The sequence below is a fragment of the Candidatus Atribacteria bacterium genome (assembly GCA_011056645.1).
GTDB classification, from domain to species: domain Bacteria; phylum Atribacterota; class Phoenicimicrobiia; order Phoenicimicrobiales; family Phoenicimicrobiaceae; genus Sediminicultor; species Sediminicultor quartus.
In genome coordinates, this window is record DSEL01000078.1 from 1 (window position 1) to 4374 (window position 4374).

4 protein-coding genes are annotated in these 4374 nt (G+C 34.0%); all 4 read left to right on the top strand.

Going from position 1 to position 4374, the window contains the following annotated elements:
- The coding region (locus ENO17_03180; GenBank protein HER24040.1) for a sugar phosphorylase at positions 1 to 1379 on the top strand (1379 nt) is incomplete at its 5' end.
- Positions 1380 to 1527: 148 nt separating this feature from the next.
- Positions 1528 to 2664, top strand: a complete 1137-nt coding sequence (locus ENO17_03185; protein ID HER24041.1) for a glycerate kinase — start codon at positions 1528 to 1530, stop codon at positions 2662 to 2664.
- A gap of 271 nt (positions 2665 to 2935) precedes the next feature.
- On the top strand, positions 2936 to 3955 hold the full coding sequence (locus ENO17_03190) for an ROK family protein (protein HER24042.1): 1020 nt from the start codon (positions 2936 to 2938) through the stop codon (positions 3953 to 3955).
- 158 nt (positions 3956 to 4113) lie between these two features.
- A partial coding sequence (locus ENO17_03195; GenBank protein ID HER24043.1) for a hypothetical protein occupies positions 4114 to 4374 on the top strand: 261 nt, incomplete at its 3' end.

A 4374-nucleotide genomic window follows, 5' to 3' on the forward strand; every position in this document is an offset into this window, starting at 1 on the left:
CATTAGGAGATTGGAAAGATATTGAGGATATACAGCAAAAAATTGACCTAATGCTTGATTTAATAGCCAATCATATTTCATCCAAGAGCCTATGGTTTAAAGAATATTTAAAAGGGAATCCCAAATATGAAAACTATTTTCTTAGTATGGATAAAGATACTGATATATCTTCAGTTACCCGAGCAAGAGCCCATCCATTATTAACCAGATTTAAGAGAAAAGGTGAGGAAATATATCTTTGGACTACCTTTAGTTCTGATCAAATAGATCTTAATTATAATAATGAAAAAGTATTGAGGGAAATAATTGATGTTATATTATTCTATGCCAGCAAAAAGGTTAAAATTATTCGCCTTGATGCAATTGGCCATGCCTGGAAAAAATTAGGAACAAGTTGTATTAACTTAAAGGAAATACATTATATCATTCAATTGATTAGAAGCATTCTTGATGAAATTTTTCCGGATGTTTTGCTGATTACAGAAACCAATGTGCCCCATCAGGAAAATATAAGTTATTTTGGAGATGGCTATAATGAAGCGCAATTAATATATCAGTTTCCTCTTCCTTTATTAGTGATACATACATTCTTCACCGGTGATGCTTCTCGTCTTTTTGAATGGGCATCGCAGATTAAGAATCTTTCGGATAGAACGACCTTCTTTAACGTCTTGGCTACTCATGATGGCTTGGGAGTTGTTCCGGTTACAAATATTTTGTCCGATCAAGAAATAACTAATATTGCCAATGATGTAAGAGAAAAGGGCGGGTATATTTCTTATAAAAAAGTAAAAGATGGAACTGAAAAACCGTATGAAATGAATATCACTTATTATAGTGCTCTTAGCGATCCTAAGAATAGTAGTGAACTAAATGTAAAAAAATTTATTGCCTCTCAAGCAATCATTTTATCTTTAATAGGAATTCCGGGAATATATATTCATAGCTTGTTCGGTTCGAAAAATTATTTGGAAGGAGTAATGAAAACCGGTCAGAAAAGAACGATTAATCGAAAAAAGATTCCCTATGATAAATTAAAAGAAGATTTAACTAATTTGAATTCCAGGGAAAATAAAATATTTACTGAATTTATGAGATTAATTAATAAAAGGAAATCTGAAAAAGCCTTTCATCCTAACGGTAAGCAGGAAGTATTTTTCTTAAAAAGAGAATTGTTTTCTTTAATACGGACTTCCCCTGATGGCAAGGAAAGAATAATAGCGGTACATAATATCACCGGTAATATTCAGGGATTATGCCTAGCAAGAAATCAGTTCCACTTAAATGAAAAAGAATATTACGATATTGTTTCGGAGAAAATAATAAATATAGAAAAGATTCTTCTTGAACCTTATCAAATGATGTGGATAAAAGTTTAGGCAAATTATATAATAAAATATCAGTAAAAAATATATTATTTATACTATTACACAATACACAAGGAAATATGGTAGATAATGAGGTATATTTGATATAAATAAACAAAATGAAAAGAAAAAATATTTATTAATTGAGGTATTAGAAACAATGAAAATAGTAGTAGCCCCAGATTCTTTTAAAGGAAGTTTGACTGCTGTAGAAATTTCGGATGCAATAGAACAAGGTATAAGGGAGGTCTTCCCGGAAGCGGAAATCGTAAAAATCCCTATGGCCGATGGTGGAGATGGAACAGTAGAATGCTTGGTCAAAGCAACGGGAGGGGAAATTTTAAAAGAGAAAGTTAGGGGTCCCCTGGGAGAAGAAGTGTATGCTTCTTATGGAATTTTAGGAGATAAGAAGACGGCAGTTATTGAGATGGCCGAAGCTTCGGGATTAACTTTAGTTCCGGAGAACAAAAGAAATCCATTAATCACTACTACTTACGGGACTGGTCAATTAATTAAGGCAGCTTTGGATCGGGGATGCCGAAAGATGATCATTGGGATTGGAGGAAGTGCTACCAATGATGGTGGAGCTGGAATGGTTCAAGCCTTAGGGGGAAAATTGTTAGACCGAAAAGGAAAAGAGATAGGTTTTGGAGGAGGAGAATTAAAAAAAATATTCCAGATCAATACAGAGCATTTAGATAACCGCTTATCTAAAACCAAGGTATTAGTAGCTTCAGATGTAAGTAATCCACTTTGCGGTTCTCAAGGCGCATCCAATATATATGGTCCTCAAAAAGGGGCTACTCACGAAATGATTGAAGAATTAGATGAGTCTTTAGCTTATTTTGCCGATATAATAAAAAGAGACTTAAATAAGGATGTAAAGGACATACCGGGTGCAGGAGCAGCCGGAGGGTTGGGAGCTAGTTTAATGGCATTTTTGGATGCAGAGCTCAGACCGGGCATTGAGATTATCATCGAGATAGTCAGACTCGAGCAAGAGATTAAAGATGCTGATCTGGTGATTACCGGTGAGGGAAAGATAGATGGTCAGACTATCTATGGGAAGGCGCCAATAGGAGTAGCCAAAATTGCCAAAAAATATAATATTCCGGTAGCAGCTGTGGCTGCTATCGTTGGTAATGATGCTGATATTGTTCACCAATACGGAATCAATACTTTAATTCAGATTAGTAAACCACCAGTAAGTTTTAACGCGCCCAAATTAAAAAAGGTTGAGTTGATAAAAAAGAGCATAAAAGAGTTTTTGGAAGGGAATCTAAAAACTTTAGATTAAATTTCAAAAAATATTTTTATATATCACGAGAAAAATACCAAGAGCAAATAGTACCGTATCGAAAAATGAACATAGTACAAATAGAAAAGAGAAAGAAAATAAGATATTTCAGAGAGATTATGAATTATCTAGCAGGGGCGATTCATCAGTTTTTTTATTGAAGCGAAAAATTTCAGTTGTGGTACAAGCAAGCAGGAGTAATCCAACAGTAAGTAGAAGATATTAAAGAATATAAAAAATATGCTAATAATGAAAAGGCAGCATATATGAAATGGTAAATAAAAAAGATTTGGAAAAAAAATATTCTATTGGTGTTGATTTGGGGGGAACAAATATTGTTTGTGCCATGGTAAATTATCAGGGGAAAATAGTAAACCGCCTGAAAGTGCCAACTTTAGCCGAAAGAGGTAAAGAAGCAACCATTAATAGAATCGTGGAGGTAATCCATGAAAATATTACTCAATCTATCAACATAGCTCTTGATGATATAATAGGAATAGGAATTGGAGCTCCGGGTCCTCTCGATATTAAAAAAGGGATTATCAATTTTGCTCCTAATCTTCCCGGGTGGAGAGAAGTCTGCTTAAAAAAAATATTAGAAGATGAGTTTAATAAGCAAGTTATTTTAGAAAATGATGCCAATGCAGCCGCCTGGGGGGAAAAGTGTTTTGGGGCAGGTTTAGGTGTAGATAACTTAGTATGTTTTACCCTGGGAACTGGAATTGGCGGTGGTATAATTATTGATGGAAAGATATATCATGGTCATAATTGCGGAGCTGGAGAATTAGGGCATATGACTGTTAATAAAGATGGCCCCCGTTGTAATTGCGGTAATTACGGCTGTTTGGAAGCTTATTCTTCAGCAACCGGGATAAAAAATAGGATAAAAAATAGGATAAAAGAGGGAATAAAAAGCGAATTCTTAAATTTTGATAATGATGGCGAATTATTTGAGTCGCTCAGATTAAAGTCCATATTTGAAGCTGCCCGTAAAGGTGATAGATTAACCTCAGACATAGTCGAAGAAGCGATTGCCTATTTGGGTATAGCCATTGCTAATATAGCCAATATATTGAATCCCGAAATGGTGGTATTGGTGGGGGGAATAACTAACGAAGGCAGTAAACTACTCATTCCACTTAGAAAGGAAGCAAAGAAGAGAGCCTTTTATTCCAATTATAAATCTCTTAAAATTGTTATCGGTAAATTAGCCGGAAACGCAGGTGTTCTTGGGGCAGCCGCCCTTTTATGGATTCCTAATAACTGTTGTTCCGGTAAAATAACTTTTTAAGAAACAAGAATGTAATTTTAAGACAGAGGAAAAATTAAATATAAATGTAAATACGAATGATTGAAAAAAACAAATTTTTTTTATTTATAAAAGAGGGTTTTTTAAATTTTCGTCGAATTAATAAAATGTAGATAAAAATCAAAATATTGGAGGTAAAAATGTCAAAAAATTCAATAGTTTTTTTTATAATAATTTTATTAATTGTTGGTGGTTTTGCTATTTATACCTATGACCAATCCAATCAGGCAAAAAAAGAAGTGGAAGAAAAATATTTTGAACTGGAAAGCAAGGATAAACTTGTTTCAGAACTTCAAGAAAGCATGCAAGCAAAGGAAAAACAGCTTGAAGAACTGGAAACCAGCATGGCCAAAGGAGAGAAAGACTTAGAGAAGGAATATACGGATAGATTATCTGGACTA

What these genes read in the sequence shown, in the direction of transcription:
- ENO17_03185 (HER24041.1), top strand. Translation starts at nt 1,528, where the DNA reads ATGAAAATAGTAGTAGCCCCAGATTCTTTTAAAGGAAGTTTGACTGCT.
- ENO17_03190 (HER24042.1), top strand. Translation starts at nt 2,936, where the DNA reads ATGGTAAATAAAAAAGATTTGGAAAAAAAATATTCTATTGGTGTTGAT.